17 protein-coding genes and 1 tRNA gene are annotated in these 15,792 nt (G+C 61.0%); 5 read left to right on the top strand and 13 right to left on the bottom strand.

Features of this window, described 5'->3' with window-relative positions; genetic code table 11:
• Nucleotides 1-51 precede the first annotated feature (51 nt).
• Nucleotides 52-1,374, top strand: a complete 1,323-nt coding sequence (locus tag QLQ16_RS09550; protein WP_283224460.1) for a DUF3422 family protein — start codon at nucleotides 52-54, stop codon at nucleotides 1,372-1,374.
• A 38-nt stretch (nucleotides 1,375-1,412) separates the two neighbouring features.
• On the opposite strand, the gene QLQ16_RS09545 is transcribed toward QLQ16_RS09550, so the two are convergent.
• From QLQ16_RS09545 to QLQ16_RS09520, 6 genes are read right to left on the bottom strand one after another with little or no spacing between them, the layout of a single operon-like run.
• Nucleotides 1,413-1,766 (bottom strand): carboxymuconolactone decarboxylase family protein, encoded by a 354-nt coding sequence (locus QLQ16_RS09545; protein ID WP_283224459.1) that lies wholly within the window; start codon nucleotides 1,764-1,766, stop codon nucleotides 1,413-1,415.
• Nucleotides 1,767-1,787: 21 nt separating this feature from the next.
• Nucleotides 1,788-2,075 (bottom strand): rhodanese-like domain-containing protein, encoded by a 288-nt coding sequence (locus QLQ16_RS09540; protein ID WP_283224458.1) that lies wholly within the window; start codon nucleotides 2,073-2,075, stop codon nucleotides 1,788-1,790.
• A 32-nt stretch (nucleotides 2,076-2,107) separates the two neighbouring features.
• Nucleotides 2,108-3,478 (bottom strand): TolC family outer membrane protein, encoded by a 1,371-nt coding sequence (locus tag QLQ16_RS09535; protein WP_283224457.1) that lies wholly within the window; start codon nucleotides 3,476-3,478, stop codon nucleotides 2,108-2,110.
• A gap of 26 nt (nucleotides 3,479-3,504) precedes the next feature.
• A complete protein-coding gene (locus QLQ16_RS09530) occupies nucleotides 3,505-3,714 on the bottom strand; it encodes a YgaP family membrane protein (protein WP_283224456.1) in 210 nt (69 codons plus the stop codon).
• 27 nt (nucleotides 3,715-3,741) lie between these two features.
• Nucleotides 3,742-6,957, bottom strand: a complete 3,216-nt coding sequence (locus tag QLQ16_RS09525; protein WP_283224455.1) for an efflux RND transporter permease subunit — start codon at nucleotides 6,955-6,957, stop codon at nucleotides 3,742-3,744.
• Between the two features lie 12 nt (nucleotides 6,958-6,969).
• Nucleotides 6,970-8,028: an efflux RND transporter periplasmic adaptor subunit gene (locus QLQ16_RS09520; protein ID WP_348534198.1), complete on the bottom strand. Its 1,059-nt coding sequence runs from the start codon at nucleotides 8,026-8,028 to the stop codon at nucleotides 6,970-6,972.
• A gap of 136 nt (nucleotides 8,029-8,164) precedes the next feature.
• Between QLQ16_RS09520 and QLQ16_RS09515 the strand changes: the two genes are divergently transcribed.
• The 3 genes from QLQ16_RS09515 to QLQ16_RS09505 all read left to right on the top strand — a co-directional run bounded on the left by QLQ16_RS09515 (nucleotide 8,165) and on the right by QLQ16_RS09505 (nucleotide 9,239).
• On the top strand, nucleotides 8,165-8,503 hold the full coding sequence (locus tag QLQ16_RS09515) for an ArsR/SmtB family transcription factor (RefSeq protein WP_283224562.1): 339 nt from the start codon (nucleotides 8,165-8,167) through the stop codon (nucleotides 8,501-8,503).
• 143 nt (nucleotides 8,504-8,646) lie between these two features.
• Nucleotides 8,647-8,722: transfer RNA gene (locus QLQ16_RS09510), tRNA-Lys, on the top strand.
• A gap of 70 nt (nucleotides 8,723-8,792) precedes the next feature.
• Nucleotides 8,793-9,239, top strand: coding sequence for an HIT family protein (locus QLQ16_RS09505; protein WP_283224454.1), 447 nt, complete (start codon nucleotides 8,793-8,795; stop codon nucleotides 9,237-9,239).
• A 21-nt stretch (nucleotides 9,240-9,260) separates the two neighbouring features.
• Here the strand turns inward: QLQ16_RS09505 and QLQ16_RS09500 are convergent, their stop codons facing one another.
• From QLQ16_RS09500 to QLQ16_RS09475, 6 genes are all read right to left on the bottom strand, one after another.
• Nucleotides 9,261-10,004 (bottom strand): lysophospholipid acyltransferase family protein, encoded by a 744-nt coding sequence (locus QLQ16_RS09500; RefSeq protein ID WP_283224453.1) that lies wholly within the window; start codon nucleotides 10,002-10,004, stop codon nucleotides 9,261-9,263.
• Between the two features lie 63 nt (nucleotides 10,005-10,067).
• Complete coding sequence (locus QLQ16_RS09495) at nucleotides 10,068-11,363, bottom strand: dihydroorotase (RefSeq protein ID WP_283224452.1); 1,296 nt, start codon at nucleotides 11,361-11,363, stop codon at nucleotides 10,068-10,070.
• A 13-nt stretch (nucleotides 11,364-11,376) separates the two neighbouring features.
• Nucleotides 11,377-12,342: an aspartate carbamoyltransferase catalytic subunit gene (locus QLQ16_RS09490; protein ID WP_283224451.1), complete on the bottom strand. Its 966-nt coding sequence runs from the start codon at nucleotides 12,340-12,342 to the stop codon at nucleotides 11,377-11,379.
• A 16-nt stretch (nucleotides 12,343-12,358) separates the two neighbouring features.
• On the bottom strand, nucleotides 12,359-12,859 hold the full coding sequence (gene pyrR, locus QLQ16_RS09485; protein ID WP_283224450.1) for a bifunctional pyr operon transcriptional regulator/uracil phosphoribosyltransferase PyrR: 501 nt from the start codon (nucleotides 12,857-12,859) through the stop codon (nucleotides 12,359-12,361).
• The gene (gene ruvX, locus QLQ16_RS09480) at nucleotides 12,856-13,272 is read right to left on the bottom strand and encodes a Holliday junction resolvase RuvX (protein ID WP_283224449.1); all 417 of its coding nucleotides are present in this window, start codon (nucleotides 13,270-13,272) and stop codon (nucleotides 12,856-12,858) included. Before ruvX ends, pyrR begins: the two co-directional genes overlap by 4 nt.
• A complete protein-coding gene (locus QLQ16_RS09475; RefSeq protein ID WP_283224448.1) occupies nucleotides 13,269-13,868 on the bottom strand; it encodes a YqgE/AlgH family protein in 600 nt (199 codons plus the stop codon). Before QLQ16_RS09475 ends, ruvX begins: the two co-directional genes overlap by 4 nt.
• Before the next feature lie 74 nt (nucleotides 13,869-13,942).
• Between QLQ16_RS09475 and QLQ16_RS09470 the strand changes: the two genes are divergently transcribed.
• The gene (locus QLQ16_RS09470; RefSeq protein WP_283224447.1) at nucleotides 13,943-15,418 is read left to right on the top strand and encodes a cryptochrome/photolyase family protein; all 1,476 of its coding nucleotides are present in this window, start codon (nucleotides 13,943-13,945) and stop codon (nucleotides 15,416-15,418) included.
• A 122-nt stretch (nucleotides 15,419-15,540) separates the two neighbouring features.
• Here the strand turns inward: QLQ16_RS09470 and QLQ16_RS09465 are convergent, their stop codons facing one another.
• Entirely contained in the window at nucleotides 15,541-15,711 is a 171-nt protein-coding gene (locus QLQ16_RS09465; protein WP_089958888.1) for a rubredoxin, read from the bottom strand.
• Between the last annotated feature and the right edge of the window lie 81 nt (nucleotides 15,712-15,792).

Genomic DNA, 15,792 nt, shown 5'->3' with positions numbered 1-15,792 from the left:
CTGCGGCCCCTTTCATCGGGGCCGCAGTCGTTTGTCACAGGCTCATTCCACATGAATGCACACCATCTGCCCACTGACGATGCTTTGCGACGTGAATTGCACAACGAAGTGCACGCCAGACCCTCTGCGCGGGTTCGATTGCCTGCACTGATCGTGTATGTCGCTGTATTGAACGAGGGCATCCGCAGAGAAACGGAATGTCAGCACTTACGCGCCTTGCCAGGACAAGAAAACCTGTCAGACGCTCAGATCCGTGGCAACTTTTTACGCCTTCGCTGCGAGGGTTTCACCCTCAAATGGGAGCGCCACACAGAATTCACGCGGTACACGATCATTCAGGCCATGCCAGCGCACGCGACATGGGGGAGCCATCTGCCGGACATGGCACAACATGTGGCAACCGGCACACCCTGGTTGCGAGCGATTCCTGGCAAGACCGTGGCCGCCATCCAGTTGGCCATGTTGACCGAAGACATGGTGGAGGCATCCGTCCTTGACAAGGCCCAGCAATGGCTGGGCGAAGGCACCATCATTGGCTCACGCATGGGCAACAGCGCCGAACGTCCTTCTCATTCAATGCTGTTGACGAATTTACGCATTGGCGCCGATGGTTTCGAACGCATGCTGGTGTTGGCGCCAGCCGATACACCCGAAGGCCGAGCAGGTCGAATTTCGCAGCGGGTGTTGGAACTGGAAACCTACCGGCTCATGGCCCTGCGCGGCCTGCCGATTGCCAAACACCTCGCTTCTGCGCTGGGACAAGCCGAAAACCGTTTGGCTGACATCACCGCCCGACTGGAGTCCAAGCAGGAAAGCGATCAAACACTGCTGGACGATCTGGTGGCCTTGGCGGCCCACGTGGAACGGGCCACAGCGGAACATGGCTACCGGTTCTCGGCGACTCGCGCCTACAACGCGATTGTTCAGGAGCGAATAAGCGAGTTGCGAGAGCGGCCCATTTCAGGCACGCAGACTGTGAGTGAATTCATGCAAAGGCGTTTGGCCCCCGCCATGGCCACAGTTGTGGCCACTTCTCACAGAATGGCTGCGTTGTCGGAACGCATCACGCGTACCAGCGCACTGCTTCGCACCCGTGTGGACATTGCCGCTGAAGTGCACAACCAACAGCTTCTGGAAAAACTCACACGTGGACAAGCACTTCAGTTGCAACTGCAATCCACGGTGGAAGGCTTGTCCATCGCCGCCATTTCCTATTACGTGGTCAGCCTGATCCTCTATATCGGCAAAGCACTCAAGGCCACGGGACTGCCCATCCAGCCTGAAATCATGACGGGCATGTTGACGCCCGTGGTGCTTTGGATTGTCTGGAAAACGGTGCAGCGCATCCACGCACGCTTGCATACGAGTGACTGATGCCCCTTGACGTGCGAGACGTCAGGGGCTTTGCACTTTCACGCCTGAGCAGGCGCGAATGCATCCCATGCGGCCAGCGCTTCGGCCGTGTACATCAAGGCCGGGCCGCCGCCCATGTATACGCAAACGGTGAGCATTTCTTCCAACTCCTGGCGTGTGCAAGCTAGGCGGCGTAAAGCCTTGACGTGAAAGCCGATGCACCCTGAGCAATGCTGGGTGATGCCAATGGCCAATGCGATCAACTCTTTGTGCTTTTCACTCACAGCACCTTCGGCCATGGCCGATTTGGCCAGCTGGCCAAATCCTTGCATCGCTTCCGGTTGAGCTTTACGCAAGCCAGCCAATGAGTGGTTGATGTTCTGGATCAAGGTGGGGTGATCAAACGTGCTCATGGGATTTCTTTCAGGGTTGAATCACAAACGGTCAATCGGCAAGCCGCATTGCATGGACACGGCGCCTGCAGAGCCGCCGTTGGTGACTTGTTGGTAGCCCATTTGCTGCATGAAGCTGCAGGCCATGCCCGAGCGGCCGCCCGAGGCACAGCACAAAATCACTGGCGCCGATTTGTCGGGCACCGCCTTGGCAATGTCGTCGGCCAAACGGTCCAAAGGAACGTTAACCGAACCCCGCACGTGGCCGGTCGCGAATTCGCCCGGCGAACGAACATCGATGATCAATGGGGTCGAAGATGAAGTGGTCATGTGAAGGTGGATGGAAAGTGATCGGGATCCGTTCAACGCTGAAGTGCTGCGTTCACGGCTTGAAGTTTTTGCGCGTCCAGTTGGCCCGCCAAGGCATGCAAACGCAACTGCCCCATCAAGAGATCAATGCGCGCTTGCAGCAATGTCAGTTGTCCGGCACTGGCGTCGTTTTGTGCATTGAGCAAATCCAGCGTGGTGCGATCGCCCACCTGACGGCCCAACTGGGTGGCGTCGAGTCGGGCCTGGCTGGCCTTGTCGGCCGCCTCAAGTGCAGCAATGCGTGCTTGTCCACTTTGCACGGCAAGCCAAGCCGCACGGGTCATCTGGCTGACCTGCAAGCGGGTACGCTCCAACTCGGCCTGCGCTTTGGTTTGCAAGTGCGTGGCTTCTTGCAGCTTGGCACTGCGCCAGCCCCCGGTGTACAGCGGCACATTCAACATCACGCCCACCATCTGCTGGTTTTGCGTGTTGCTGGCTGCGCCAAAATCGCCCGTACCGCTGATGCGATCGCGTGAGGCTTGCGCCACCAAGTCCAGCGTAGGCGCAGCCAAGGCAGCATGCTTGCGCACCTCTTGCTGCGCCACTTTGTCCTGAACTTGCTGCAGCGCCATCATGGGGTTGCCCTGTTCGGCTTTTTGCAGCCAGACCGAAAGGGCATCGGATTCGCCCAGCACATCAGAACGCTTGGGCGCTTTCAGGGTCATGGCCGCAAGCGGAAAACCGGTCACGTCGGTCAACACCTGGCGGGCCATGTCCCGCTCGTTGCGTGCGGCAATGGCCTGTGCACTGAGCGCTTGTGCACGAGCTGTGGCTTCATGGGTGTCGGTGACGGGGGCGTCTCCGATGGCAAAGCGGTCTTTGGCTTCGGTCAGCGCCTTGTTGACGGCCAATTGCTGCTGCTCAATCAGCGCCAGACGCTGCTCTGCCAGCACCACGTCAAAGTAACGTTGCGTGGTCTGCAGCATCCAGTCTTGCTGGGCCAACTGCCATTCGTGTTCACTGGCCTGAGCGGCCAAATCCAACTGCGCACTTTGGGCCTCGCGCTCTCGGTTGTAAAGCGCTTGCTTGGCACTCAGCGCCCAGCGGGTTGCTGCCCCCCCGTTGACGGAAGTTGCAAAACCCGAGCCACGGATGGGCGTTGCGCCGGGCATCACAAACTGCGCACCATTCATCTGACTTTGCGCACTGGCCCAACCCGCACTCGTTGACAAAGCCAGCGCAGGTCGCCACAGGGCATTGGCCTGATCGTGCTTGGCCGATCCCGCCGCACGACTGGCTTGGCTGATGGCGCCTTGAGGGTCATGCTTTTGGGCCGCCTCCCAAACCTGAATGAGGTCGGTGGCCAAAGCTGTCGAGGCACACAAGGCCAAAACAGCACTCGCCAGCAGGGTGCGTGGGATCATGGTTTCACTCCTTTAGTGAGGACAGATCAGCAACCGGACTGCACGCCCATTTTGCGCAAGATGGTTTCCATCAGGCACCACTGGGTCAATGCACTTTGCAGCAGGTTGGCGCCCACAAAGGCGGTGAAGGCCAGCCACCAAGGGCTCACAAAAATCGGGCTGCCCTCGATGCCCAGCGCCAAGGACAAAAGGATGAAAGTGCCAGCGACGAGGCGAACGATTTGCCATGTTTTCATGATGAAGATCTCCGAGAGGTTAAAAAATCAAAGGGTTTCGTACTGACGGCGGTAAGCCATGTAGTACAGCGTGGGAATCACCACCAGCGTGAGGATGGTGGACACAAAGATGCCAAAGATCAGCGAGATGGCCAGGCCATTGAAGATCGGGTCATCCAAGATGAAGAAGGCGCCCAGCATGGCCGCACCGCCCGTGAGCATGATGGGCTGTGCACGGGTGATGGCCGACTCGACAATGGCCCGTTTGAAAGCCATGCCTTGTTGGACTTGCAGGTTGATGAAGTCCACCAGCAAGATCGAATTGCGCACGATGATGCCGGCCAGCGCGATCATGCCGATCATGCTGGTGGCGGTGTATTGGGCATTCAACAAGGCATGGCCTGGCATCACGCCAATGATGGTCAAGGGGATCGGCGCCATGATGATCAGCGGCGTGAGGTAGGAGCCAAACTGCGCCACCACCAACAAATAGATCAACACCAAGCCCACCGCGTAGGCAGCGCCCATGTCGCGGAAGGTTTCGTAGGTGATCTGCCACTCGCCATCCCACTTGAGGGCGTAGCCGCGCCAGGCATCCGAGGGCTGGCTGATGAAATATTCGTTCAGGCCTTGCGCATCGGGCGTCTGGATTTTCTGAATCGCACTGCGCATCTGGAACATGCCGTACAAAGGGCTGTCGAGCTTGCCGGCCATGTCGGCAGTCACGAAGTTCACCGGCAACAAATCCTTGTGGATCACCGGCTGCTCACGTTCGCTGTCGCTGATGCTCACCAACTCGCGGATCGGCACCAACTTGCCCGAGGCACCGCGCACCGTCAGCTGCAGCAAAGCCGACAAATCGCCATGCCTTTCCGCGGGCAGTTGGATCAAGGCCGCAGTGGGGTACTTGCTGCCGTCGTGCAGATAGGTGGTGGCTTCACCGGCCAGCCCCGCGCGCAAGGTCGTCACGATGGCCTGCTGGGGAATGCCAAGCGCTGCGGCTTTGCGGCGGTCCACCAGCAGCAGCTTGCGAGGAGCGGGGGCAATGCTGCTGTCGTCCACGTCCACCACGTTGTCGGTCTTCTCAAAGACAGCCCGAACCGCTTTGGCCACGCTGCGGCGACCTTCGGCATCTGGCCCGTAAATCTCGGCCACGATGGGCGCCATCACGGGCGGGCCAGGCGGCATTTCGACCACTTTGACATTGGCACCGAAGCGCTGACCGATGGCCTGCAAGTCGGGGCGCAAGCGGGTGGCAATGACGTGGCTCTTGTCCGAGCGGTGGTGCTTGTCCACCAGCTTGACCTGCATATCGCCCACCTCGCCGCCCGAGCGCAGGTAGTACTGACGCACCAGCCCATTGAAGTTGATCGGCGACGATGTGCCGGCATAGGACTGGTAATCGGTCACTTCGGGCTGCTGCGCCAGGTGGGCGCCCAACTCGCGCATCACGGCGGCGGTCTCTTCCACCGGCGTGCCTGCGGGCATGTCCACCACCACTTGAAACTCCGACTTGTTGTCAAACGGCAGCATCTTGAGCAGCACCAGGCCCGTGGCCGGCAAGACCAAAGACAAAGCGATCAAACCGGCAATGCCCAAGCCCAAGAGTTTGCGGTTGCGTGCACCCTGCTCCTTGTGCAGCAAGGGCTCGAACACGCGCTCGAACAAAGGACCCAGCTTGGCGGCCAAGCCGGTGGGCGCAGCATGAACATCGCCTGAATGGGCGGGCTTCATCCAGATGCGCGCCAACCAGGGCGTGACCACAAAGGCAATCGCCAGCGACAGCAGCATGCCCATGCTGGCATTGATCGGGATCGGGCTCATGTAGGGGCCCATCAAGCCGCTCACAAAGGCCATGGGCAAGAGCGCAGCGATCACCGTCAGCGTGGCCAAAATCGTGGGGCCACCCACTTCATCGACCGCCCCAGGAATGATCTCCACCAGCGTCTTGCCTGGGAACAATTGTTGATGGCGGTGGATGTTCTCCACCACCACGATCGCATCGTCCACCAAAATGCCGATCGAGAAGATCAGTGCAAACAGCGACACGCGGTTGAGCGTGAAGCCCCAAGCCCAGGAGGCGAACAGCGTGACGGTGAGCGTCAAGATCACGGCCGTGCCGACGATGGCCGCTTCGCGCTTACCCAAGGCGATGAACACCAGCGCCACCACCGCTGCGGTGGCAAACAGGAGCTTTTGGATCAGCTTTTGGGCTTTGTCATTGGCCGTGCTGCCGTAGTTGCGGGTTTCGGCCACTTCCACCTCATCGGGGATCACCGTGCCGCGCAGCGCAGCCACACGGTCCATCACGGCGTTGGCGACGTCGATGGCGTTTTCACCCGGCTTTTTGGTGATGGTCAGCGTCACGGCAGGGTATTCACCGCCACCGGCTTGCTGCCCCAGACCATGCATCACATAGCGCGTGGCGGGCAATGGACCTTCTTGCACCTTGGCCACGTCTTTCAAAAACACCGGGCGGCCGCTTTGCACACCCACCACCAGATCGGCCACATCGCTGGCTTGCGCCAAATGGGGGCCCGCCTCGATGCTGATGCTCTGGTTGCCTCTGATCAACTCGCCCACAGGCAAACCCATATTGGCCGACTGCAAAGCCATGCGCAAGTCTTGCACCGTGATGCCGTATCCGGTCATGCGCTCGGGCTCGATCTGCACCAGCACCGCACGATCAGGCCCACCCAGGGTCTGGACATCTTGCGTGCCTTTGACGCGCTTGATGTCCGCTTCCATGCTGTGCGCCACGCGCTCCAGGTTGTAGGCACTGGCATCAGGGCTTTTGCTGAAAAGGGTCAAGGTCACGATCGGCACATCGTCCACGCCCTTGGGTTTGACCAAAGGCTCCATCACGCCCAGCCCCTTGGGCAACCAGTCCGCGTTGTCGCGGATGGTGTCGTGCAAACGCACCAAGGCTTCGGTGCGAGGCACGCCCACCTTGAACTGCACCGTCAGGATGGCCACGCCAGGGCGCGATACCGACATGACGTGTTCCACCCCCGCTATTTTTGAAAGCACCTGCTCAGCCGGGATGGCCACCATTTGCTCGACATCGCGCACGGCCGCACCGGGGAAAGGCACCAGCACATTGGCCATGGTCACATTGATCTGGGGCTCTTCTTCACGCGGCGTCACCAGCACCGCGAAGATGCCCAGCAGCAAAGCCACCAGCGCCAGCAAAGGCGTGATCTGCGCGCTCTGAAACATGGCCGCGATGCGGCCGGAAATGCTCAAGTTTGTGGGTTCAGTCATGTGGACCTCCGCTCAACGCACAGCGCCAGCCAACTGCGGCTCAGCAGCCACCTTGTCCTTGGGACGCAGACCACTCAAGACCTCCACGCGATCACCAGACGTTTGACCCAAGCGCAGCTGACGCAAGCTGGGTTTGCCCTGCGCGTCCAACACGTACACGCCGGTCATCTCGGCACGGCGCACGATGGCACTGGTGGGCAAATAAACTCGCTCAGCACTGCCTTGGCCAGCTGCCGCACCGGGCAACCACACCCGCGCAAACACACCCGGCGCCACACCAACCATGCCAGTGGGCAAGCTCAAGCGAATCTGCCCTGTGTGCGTGACCGGATCCACGGACGGCAAAACCTGAATTTGTGAAGCCAGCTGCGGCGTGCTGTAACCCGTCACACCAGGAAATTCATAACGCACGCCTTTGGGCTGCGCTTGGACACCGGCCAACAGGCCTTGTGGCACGGCAGCGGTCACGCGCATGGCCGTGGGGTCGTACACCGTCACCAAGGGCCGGCCTGGCATCGCCATGTCGCCCAAAGTGACGGGCACATCACTCACCACACCCGCATAGGGCGCATTCACCACAAAAAAGCCTGACTGGGTTTGGGCAGCACTGTTTTGGGCTTGCAATGCCTTGAGCTGGGCCTTTGCGGCATCCCACTGCGCTTGGGCACGGTCAAAAGCAGCTTGGCTGATGTATTGCTTTTGAAGCAGTTGTTTTTGGCGCTCGAGCTCTTTGCTTGCCACCGCCAAATTGGCTTGGGCGGCCTCAACCTGCGCACCCGCACCGATCACGTTTTGGTGAGCGGCCCGGGCATCGATGCGCAGCAGCTCTTGTCCTGCTCTAACCCTGTCACCTGCCTTCACGTGCAGCGCCACGACCGCACCGGCCACCTGGGTGGACAAGCTGGTTTGCCTCACGGCTTCCACCACCGCGTCCACCGTGCTTTCGTTGTGCGTTTGGCCTGTGCTCTGCACGGTGATCACCTTCAGGGGTGGCGCGTCGGCCGCCCACAACAAGCCCTGCGGCACAAAAGCGGCCATGACCGACAAAGAAAGCAAGGTGGTTCGCATCATCGTCTTTTCCTTTTGTAATTTGCTTTTTGCTTATTTAACTGATTGATTGATTATCTAATGATACAATGAAAAAAGCCAACCGACAGGACCTGCGATGAAAAACACCCCGACACCCGATCCGACAGAGGGCATCCCCATGAAGCAGCTGCCCGAAGGCGCCTTGACGGAAATCGCGGCTTACTTTCAGGTTTTGGCTGAACCCACGCGTTTGCAAATCCTGAACATCCTGCGCACAGGCGAGCGCAATGTCGGAGAGCTGGCCCAGATGTGTGGCTTCACGGCCGCCAATGTGTCGCGCCACCTGGCCTTGATGACGCAGCAAGGCCTGGTCGAGCGCGAAAGCCGCGGCACCAGCGCCTATTACAAAATTGCCGATCCGGCCGTCTTTGCGCTGTGCGATTTGGTCTGCGGAAACATCACGCGCCAGCTTGATCGCGCAGCAGAACGCCGCGCCGCTTTCACCCCACCGGTTTGATGCGCGAAGGCTACACACAAGCTCCATCGCCCTCCGTGCCATGGCGCACCCAACACCGCCATCCACGGTGATGGGTCTTTGAAAATTTGCAGCGCCAGAGGGGAAAAGGTCACTTTGGCACTCTATAATCGACGGTTTCGTGTGGGACCATAGCTCAGTTGGTAGAGCAGCGGACTTTTAATCCGTTTGTCGTGGGTTCGACCCCCGCTGGTCCCACCATCCATTGCAAAAAGCCACTTTGTGACACATCACAAAGTGGCTTTTTTCTTTGGTTACACCGGAGGCATGCATGCCCTTTTTTGTTGACACTTCGCCACCTGGTCAATGCATCTTTTGTCGCCTGATCAGCCGAGCGATCCCAGCGGCCATCGTCTTTGAAGACGAACAGACCCTGGCTTTCATGGATTTGGGCCAGGTCAACCCAGGCCACGTGCTGGTGGCCAGCAAACGACATGCCGCCACGCTGTTGGACCTGAGTGCCGAAGAAGCCGCCGCCGTGATGCGAACCGCCCACCACGTCGCAGGAGCCATAGCCATCACCTTTGACCCACCGGGTCTGACGCTGCTGCAGGCCAACGGCCAAGAGGGTGAGCAAACCGTGTTCCATTTCCACATGCACGTGGTGCCCCGCCACTCAGGCGACGGCATTACCCTGACCTGGCCCCGCAAAGAGCCAGCGCGAGAAGTGCTGGAAGACCACGCCCGCCGGTTGCGCCAAGCGCTCGCGCCTCAATAGAAGAACCACGGTGTTCAATGTCTACGCATCCAAGTCGCGCAAGCGGATGATGTCCTGTCGCAGATCATGAGCCCAGGCCCGTCGGTCGCGGCCCTTGGCGGATTGAGGCTCACCAAAATGGACCACGGCGATGATGCGCGATGAGGTGAGCGTGCGCCAGATGGAGCCGATCAAGGTGTCGTCACCGATGTAGCAGGGCGCAAAACTGGTCTCACCCGTGGCCGCGTCGATGAACTTGAGCGACATGGGCTGCACCGGCGCTTGGGCCAAGATGGCCGACTGGAGCAGGTTGGCGTGAAAAGGCAAGATGTCACGCCCATCACTGGTCGTGCCCTCCGGAAAAACCGCCACCACATCGCCGTCTTTCATCGCATCGGCCATGTCCTTGACCATGCGCAAGGCGTCTTTGCGGTTGGTGCGCTCGATGTACAAACTCCCTGAGCCGGTGGCCAAGGTGCCAATCAGGGGCCATTGGCGGATGTCCGACTTGGCCACAAAGCGGCAGTGCCTGGCCGCGTGAATCACCGAGATGTCCAGCCAGGAAATGTGGTTGGCCACGATCAAGGCTGGGCCGTTGAGGACCGGCTGCCCCAACACTTTCAGGTGGATGTCCCACAGCGCCAAAAACTGCAGCGACCACACCTGCACGCGCATCTCGCGCTGCTCGGCACTGAGCCTTGGAAAGTGCGCGTGAATCCACCACATGCCCACGACCACATGCCACAGGCCGCGCAGCATCTTCCAGACGGCATGGATGGATTTCATCTCGCGCGCTTCAAAGGTTTGTCGGTGGGTCCCCACCCGTAGGGGCTCGCGCGCACAACGGCATCACTTGGCTTCAAAAGCCACATGCCCGCCCACCAAAGTGGTCAACACACGGCCGGGCAACTCGTAACCCGAGAACGGTGTGCTTTTACCTTGACTGCGCAGGCAATCCGGCGTCACCAGCCAGTGGCCTTCGGTGGACAACACACACACATCGGCCACACCGCCAATGGCCAGGTGACCGACGGAGCCTTGCAAGGTGTTGAGCGTGGTGCCCAGCACACGGGCCGGATCAGACGTGATGCGCGCCAGCACTTTCGGCAAATCCACGCCAGCCTCTTGACCCCACTTGAGTGCCAAGCTCCAGAGCAACTCCATGCCGGTGGCGCCGGGCTCGGCCTCGGCAAAAGGCAAGGCTTTGGCATCGGCGTCGACAGGCGTGTGGTCCGACACCAGCACATCGAGCGTGCCATCGGCCAAGCCTGCACGCAGGGCTTCGCGGTCGCGCTGCTGACGCAGCACGGGGGTCAATCGGGCACGGCTGTCGAAGTAGCCCATGTCGGCATCGGTCAAGTGCAGCGAATTGATGCTCACGTCGGCCGTGATCGGCAGGCCCTCGGCCTTGGCCTGACGAAGCAGCTCAACACCTTGCGCGCTGCTGATGCGGCACAGGTGCACGCGGGCTCGGGTGCTGCGCACCAATTCAAAAATCGTGTGCAAGGCGATCGTCTCGGCGGCCACCGACACGCCCGATAAACCCATGCGCGTGGCCAAGGCGCCACTGGCGGCCACGCCTTTGCCCAGGTGCAGCTCTTGCGGGCGCAGCCAGACCGTGAAGCCAAAGGTGCTGGCGTATTGCAAGGCGCGTTGCAGCACTTGGGTGCTGGGGATCGGCACTTCGGCCTGGCTGAAGCCCACGCAACCAGCGTCGGTCAGCTGGACCATTTCGGTCAGCACATCACCTTTCAAACCCACCGTGAGTGCGCCCAGCGGCAGCACGCGGGCCTGGTGCAGTTTTTCAGCGCGGTAGCGCAGCATCTCCACCAGACCGGGTTCGTCGAGCACCGGCTCGGTGTCGGGTGGGCAGACCAAGCTGGTCACCCCCCCGGCCACAGCAGCGGCCATTTCGCTCTCGAGCATGCCCTCGTGTTCTTGGCCGGGCTCGCGCAAACGCGAGGCCAAGTCCACCAGACCAGGGGCCACGATGCAGCCTTTGGCATCGATCACGCGGTTGGGGTTGAAGTCAGCGGGCACCTGGCCCATGGCCACAATGCGGCCCGCCGCAATGGCCAAGTCCACCTTTTGGTCAAAGCCGCTGGCGGGGTCGATGACGCGGCCGTTTTGAATCAGGATTTTCATGTTCTTGTTCCCCTCAGGCTTCGTTACCGGCCACGATGCTCATCACCGCCATGCGCACCGCGATGCCAAAGGTCACCTGCGGCAAGATCACGCTTTGCTGGCCATCGACCACGGCCGAGTCGATCTCAACCCCTCGGTTGATCGGGCCGGGGTGCATGACGATGGCGTCGGGCTTGGCCAGTTGCAGCTTCTCGGGCGTGAGGCCAAAGCTCTCGAAATATTCTTGGCTCGAGGGCAACAGTGCGCCGCTCATGCGCTCGTTTTGCAGGCGCAGCATGATGACCACGTCGCAGCCCTTGATGCCTTCTTCCAGGTTGTTGAAGACGCGCACACCCATCTGGGCCATGTCGGCGGGCACCAGCGTTTTGGGGCCGACGACACGCACCTCGGCGCAGCCCAGCGTGGTGAGCGCGTGGATGTCCGAGCGGGCCACACGCGAGTGCAGCACATCGCCCACGATGGCCACGGTGAGGTTGGAAAAGTCTTTTTTGTAGTGCCGGATGGTGTACATGTCCAGCAGCGCCTGGGTGGGGTGGGCGTGGCGCCCGTCACCGGCGTTGACCACATGCACATGGGGCGCCACATGCTGGGCGATCAGGTAGGGCGCACCCGACTCGCTGTGGCGCACCACAAAAATGTCAGCGGCCATGGCGCTCAAGTTGGCGATGGTGTCCAGCAGCGACTCGCCCTTGCTGGCCGAAGAGCGCGCGATGTCGAGCGTGTAGACGTCGGCCGACAGGCGGGTGGCGGCGATGTCGAAGGTGGTTCGGGTGCGGGTGCTGTTTTCAAAGAACAGGTTGAACACGCTCTTGCCGCGCAAGAGGGGCACCTTCTTGACCTCACGGTCGTTGACACTCACAAAGCCTTGCGCGGTGTCGAGGATGTGCGTCAGGATGTCCTTGGACAGGCCTTCGGTGGAGAGCAGGTGGATCAGCTCGCCGTTTTTGTTCAGTTGGGGGTTGTTGCGTTTGTAGAGCATGTTGTTGTCACCTCAATCAGGCTTTGTTCTCCACGTCAAAACTGAAGCGCCCTGCCGCATCGCGGGCCAGCGCCAACGATTGCGTCTCGGGCAGGGCCACGCGGGCGGCGGCAAAGTCGGCCTGCACCGGCAGCTGCCGGCCTCCGCGATCGACCAGGACCGCCAGCTGCACACGGGCGGGGCGGCCGTAGTCAAAGATTTCATTGAGCACGGCGCGGATGGTCCGGCCGGTGTAGAGCACATCGTCGAGCACCAAAATGTCCGCGCCATCGACCTCAAACGGCAAGCTGGTCTGGCCACCAGCGGACAAGCCGCGCTGGGCAAAATCGTCGCGGTGCATGACCGAAGAGACCTGGCCCGCTTCACCGGCCAAGCCCAGGTCGCGCTGCAGGCGTTCGGCCAGCCAGGCACCACCCGAGGTGATGCCCACCAGGCGCGTGTTGGCTTGGCACAGGCTGCGCACACCGCGCAGCAGCTCCAGGTACAAGGCCTCGGCATTCAGGGCGAGTGCGCTCATGGCAGGTTCCTCAAAAATTGATCCAGGATGATGGCCGCCGCCGCCGCATCGGCGTCTTTGGCGCCATAAGAATGGGCTTCGGTGGTGGTGTACCGCTCGTCCACCTCGTACACCGGGAGGCCAAAACGGCCCCGCAACTGGCGACCGAACTTGCGGGCGCGCAGCGTGTTTTCGTGTTCGCCACCATCGGGGTGGGTGGGCACGCCGATCACCAGCGCGTCGGGCTGCCACTCTTTGATTCTTTCGGCGATCTTGGCAAACCGGGCATCACCCTCAGCAGCTATGGTGCCCTGCGGGGTGGCCGACTTCATCAAGCGGTTACCCACGGCCACGCCGGTGCGCTTGAGGCCGTAGTCAAAGGCCAAAAAACTCTGCTGGTTGGCGGGAACGGCGTTATCGGGTGCGCTGCTCATGCGTGGCCCGCCTCTGGCGAGAGCATCCAGCTTTTGAGGCCCAGCAAGTCCAAAGCGCGGTCATAGCGCTCGGCCATGGGCACATCGAAGATCACATCGATCGACGCGGGCACCGTCAGCCAGGTGTTCTCGGCCAGCTCCGATTCCAGCTGCCCCTCGCCCCAAGACGAGTAACCCAGCGTGACCAGCACGCGGCGCGGGCCTGCGCCCGACGACAAGGCTTCCAGCACATCTCGGGAGGTGGTCATCTCCAGCCCCCCGGGCACGGTCAGGGTAGAAGCGTAGATCGAGCTTGCATCTTCCTGCGGATCTTCAAGGCGCATCGGGTCGTGCAGCACAAAGCCGCGCTCGGTCTGCACCGGGCCACCGTGCGAGACGGGGTTTTGCATCAGGTCTTCGCGGCGCAGCGGCAAGTCCACCTTGTCAAACAAGTGGCGCATGCTGATGTCGGCAGGTTTGTTGATGATCAGGCCCATGGCACCGCGAGAACTGTGTTCGCACATGTACACCACGCTGCGGGCAAATGTCTCGTCCTCCAACCCGGGCATGGCGATCAGGAAATGATGCTTGAGGTCAATGGAGGCACAATCGGTCATGCCCCGATTTTAACGGCCCCGCCATCTTGGTGAGGCCCAAGGGCCCACTTATTGATCCAACCGGTCAGGCTGTCATGGAAACCACTTTTTCGAGCGGCTTGGTGTGGCTTCGGCGCGACCTGCGCGTGGCCGACCATGCGGCGCTTTACCACGCGCTCAAACACTGCCAGCGGGTGCACGTGGCCTTTGTGTTCGACACCGCCATTCTGGACAAACTGCCCCGCGCCGACCGCCGGGTCGAGTTCATCCGCGAATCGCTGGTCGAAGTCGATGAACAGCTGCGGCAATTGGCCGGGCATCCCCAGGCGGGCCTGATCGTGCGCCACGGTGTGGCGCAAGACAAAATCCCCAAGTTGGCCCACCACCTGCAGGTGCAAGCTGTTTTTGCCAACCACGACGACGAGCCCGAGGCGCTGGCGCGCGACATCCAGGTGCGCGGGCACCTGGCAGACCACGGCATCGTGCTGCACACCTACAAAGACCATGTGATCTTTGAGCGCAACGAAGTGCTGACGCAGATGGGCAAGCCCTTTGCGGTGTTCACCCCCTACAAAAATGCTTGGCTCAAGAAAATCACGCCTTTTGAATTGAAGGCCTACCCGGTCGAAAAATACGCCCAGCACCTGGCCCCGCGCCCGGACAACCTGGCCCAGCCCGTGATGGCTTTGCAAGACATCGACTTTGAAGCTAGCAACCTCCAGGCCCTGAAAATCCCCACCGGCGAGTCGGGCGGCCAGGCTTTGTTGGCCGACTTTCTGACCCGCATCGACCAGTACGAAGACACCCGCAACTTCCCTGCGGTCAAAGGCCCCAGCTACCTGAGCGTGCACCTGCGCTTTGGCACGGTGTCCATCCGCCAGCTGGCCCGCGAGGCGCATGCCCGTATGACAGCTGGCAGTGCAGGCGCGGCGGTGTGGCTGTCTGAGCTGATTTGGCGCGATTTTTATGTGCAGGTGCTGCACAACTTTGGCCATGTGGGGCGGGGCGAGAGCTTCAAGCCCGAATACGACCACATCAAGTGGGAGCACGGCACGCATGCCCACAAGCTGTTTGACGCGTGGTGCGAAGCCCGCACCGGCTACCCGCTGGTGGACGCGGCCATGCGCCAGATCAACCAGACCGGCTACATGCACAACCGCCTGCGCATGGTGGTGGCCAGCTTTTTGGTGAAAGATTTGGGCATCGACTGGCGCTGGGGAGAGCGCTACTTTGCCCAGCACCTGAACGACTTCGATTTGTCGGCCAACAACGGCGGCTGGCAATGGGCCAGCTCCAGTGGTTGCGATGCGCAGCCTTACTTTCGCATCTTCAACCCGATCAGCCAAAGCGAAAAGTTCGACCCCGAGGGCAAGTTCATCCGCCGCTATGTGCCTGAGCTGGCGGCCTTGCCCACGGCAGCGCTGCATGCGCCCTGGCTGGCCAAGCCGATGGAGTTGCAAACGGCTGAGGTGGTGATCGGCAAAACCTACCCCGCGCCCATCGTGGACCACGCCGAGGCGCGTGAAAAAACGCTGGCACGGTACGCCGTGGTCAAGAAAAAAGCCGCCTGATTCAGGCGGCTGGGTTCTTCAAAGTGCAGGTCGGTGGCTTCAGCCCCGACATGGGCTTGTACGCCAAAAGCATGTCGGAGCTGAAGCTCCGACCGACCCGGGTACAAGGTCTTGTGCTACGCTTAGATTGCCACCATCTCAAAGTCTTCTTTGCGGGCCGCGCATTCGGGGCAGGTCCAGTTCATGGGCACGTCTTCCCATTTGGTGCCGGGCGCGATGCCGTGCTCGGGGTCGCCCTCGGCTTCGTCGTAAATCCAGCCGCAAATCAGGCACATCCAGGTTTTGAGTTCCATCACAGTGTCGCAATCAGAGAGTCGAATAGAATGATTTGCATTGTATCGGGCCGCGCAGCAGGCCCGGCTGAAGACCTTCTG

This window comes from Limnohabitans lacus (assembly GCF_030053395.1).
Classification (GTDB): domain Bacteria; phylum Pseudomonadota; class Gammaproteobacteria; order Burkholderiales; family Burkholderiaceae_C; genus Limnohabitans_A; species Limnohabitans_A lacus.
Note: the sequence above shows the minus strand (reverse complement) of the source record. Positions and strands in the feature narration are given on the sequence as shown.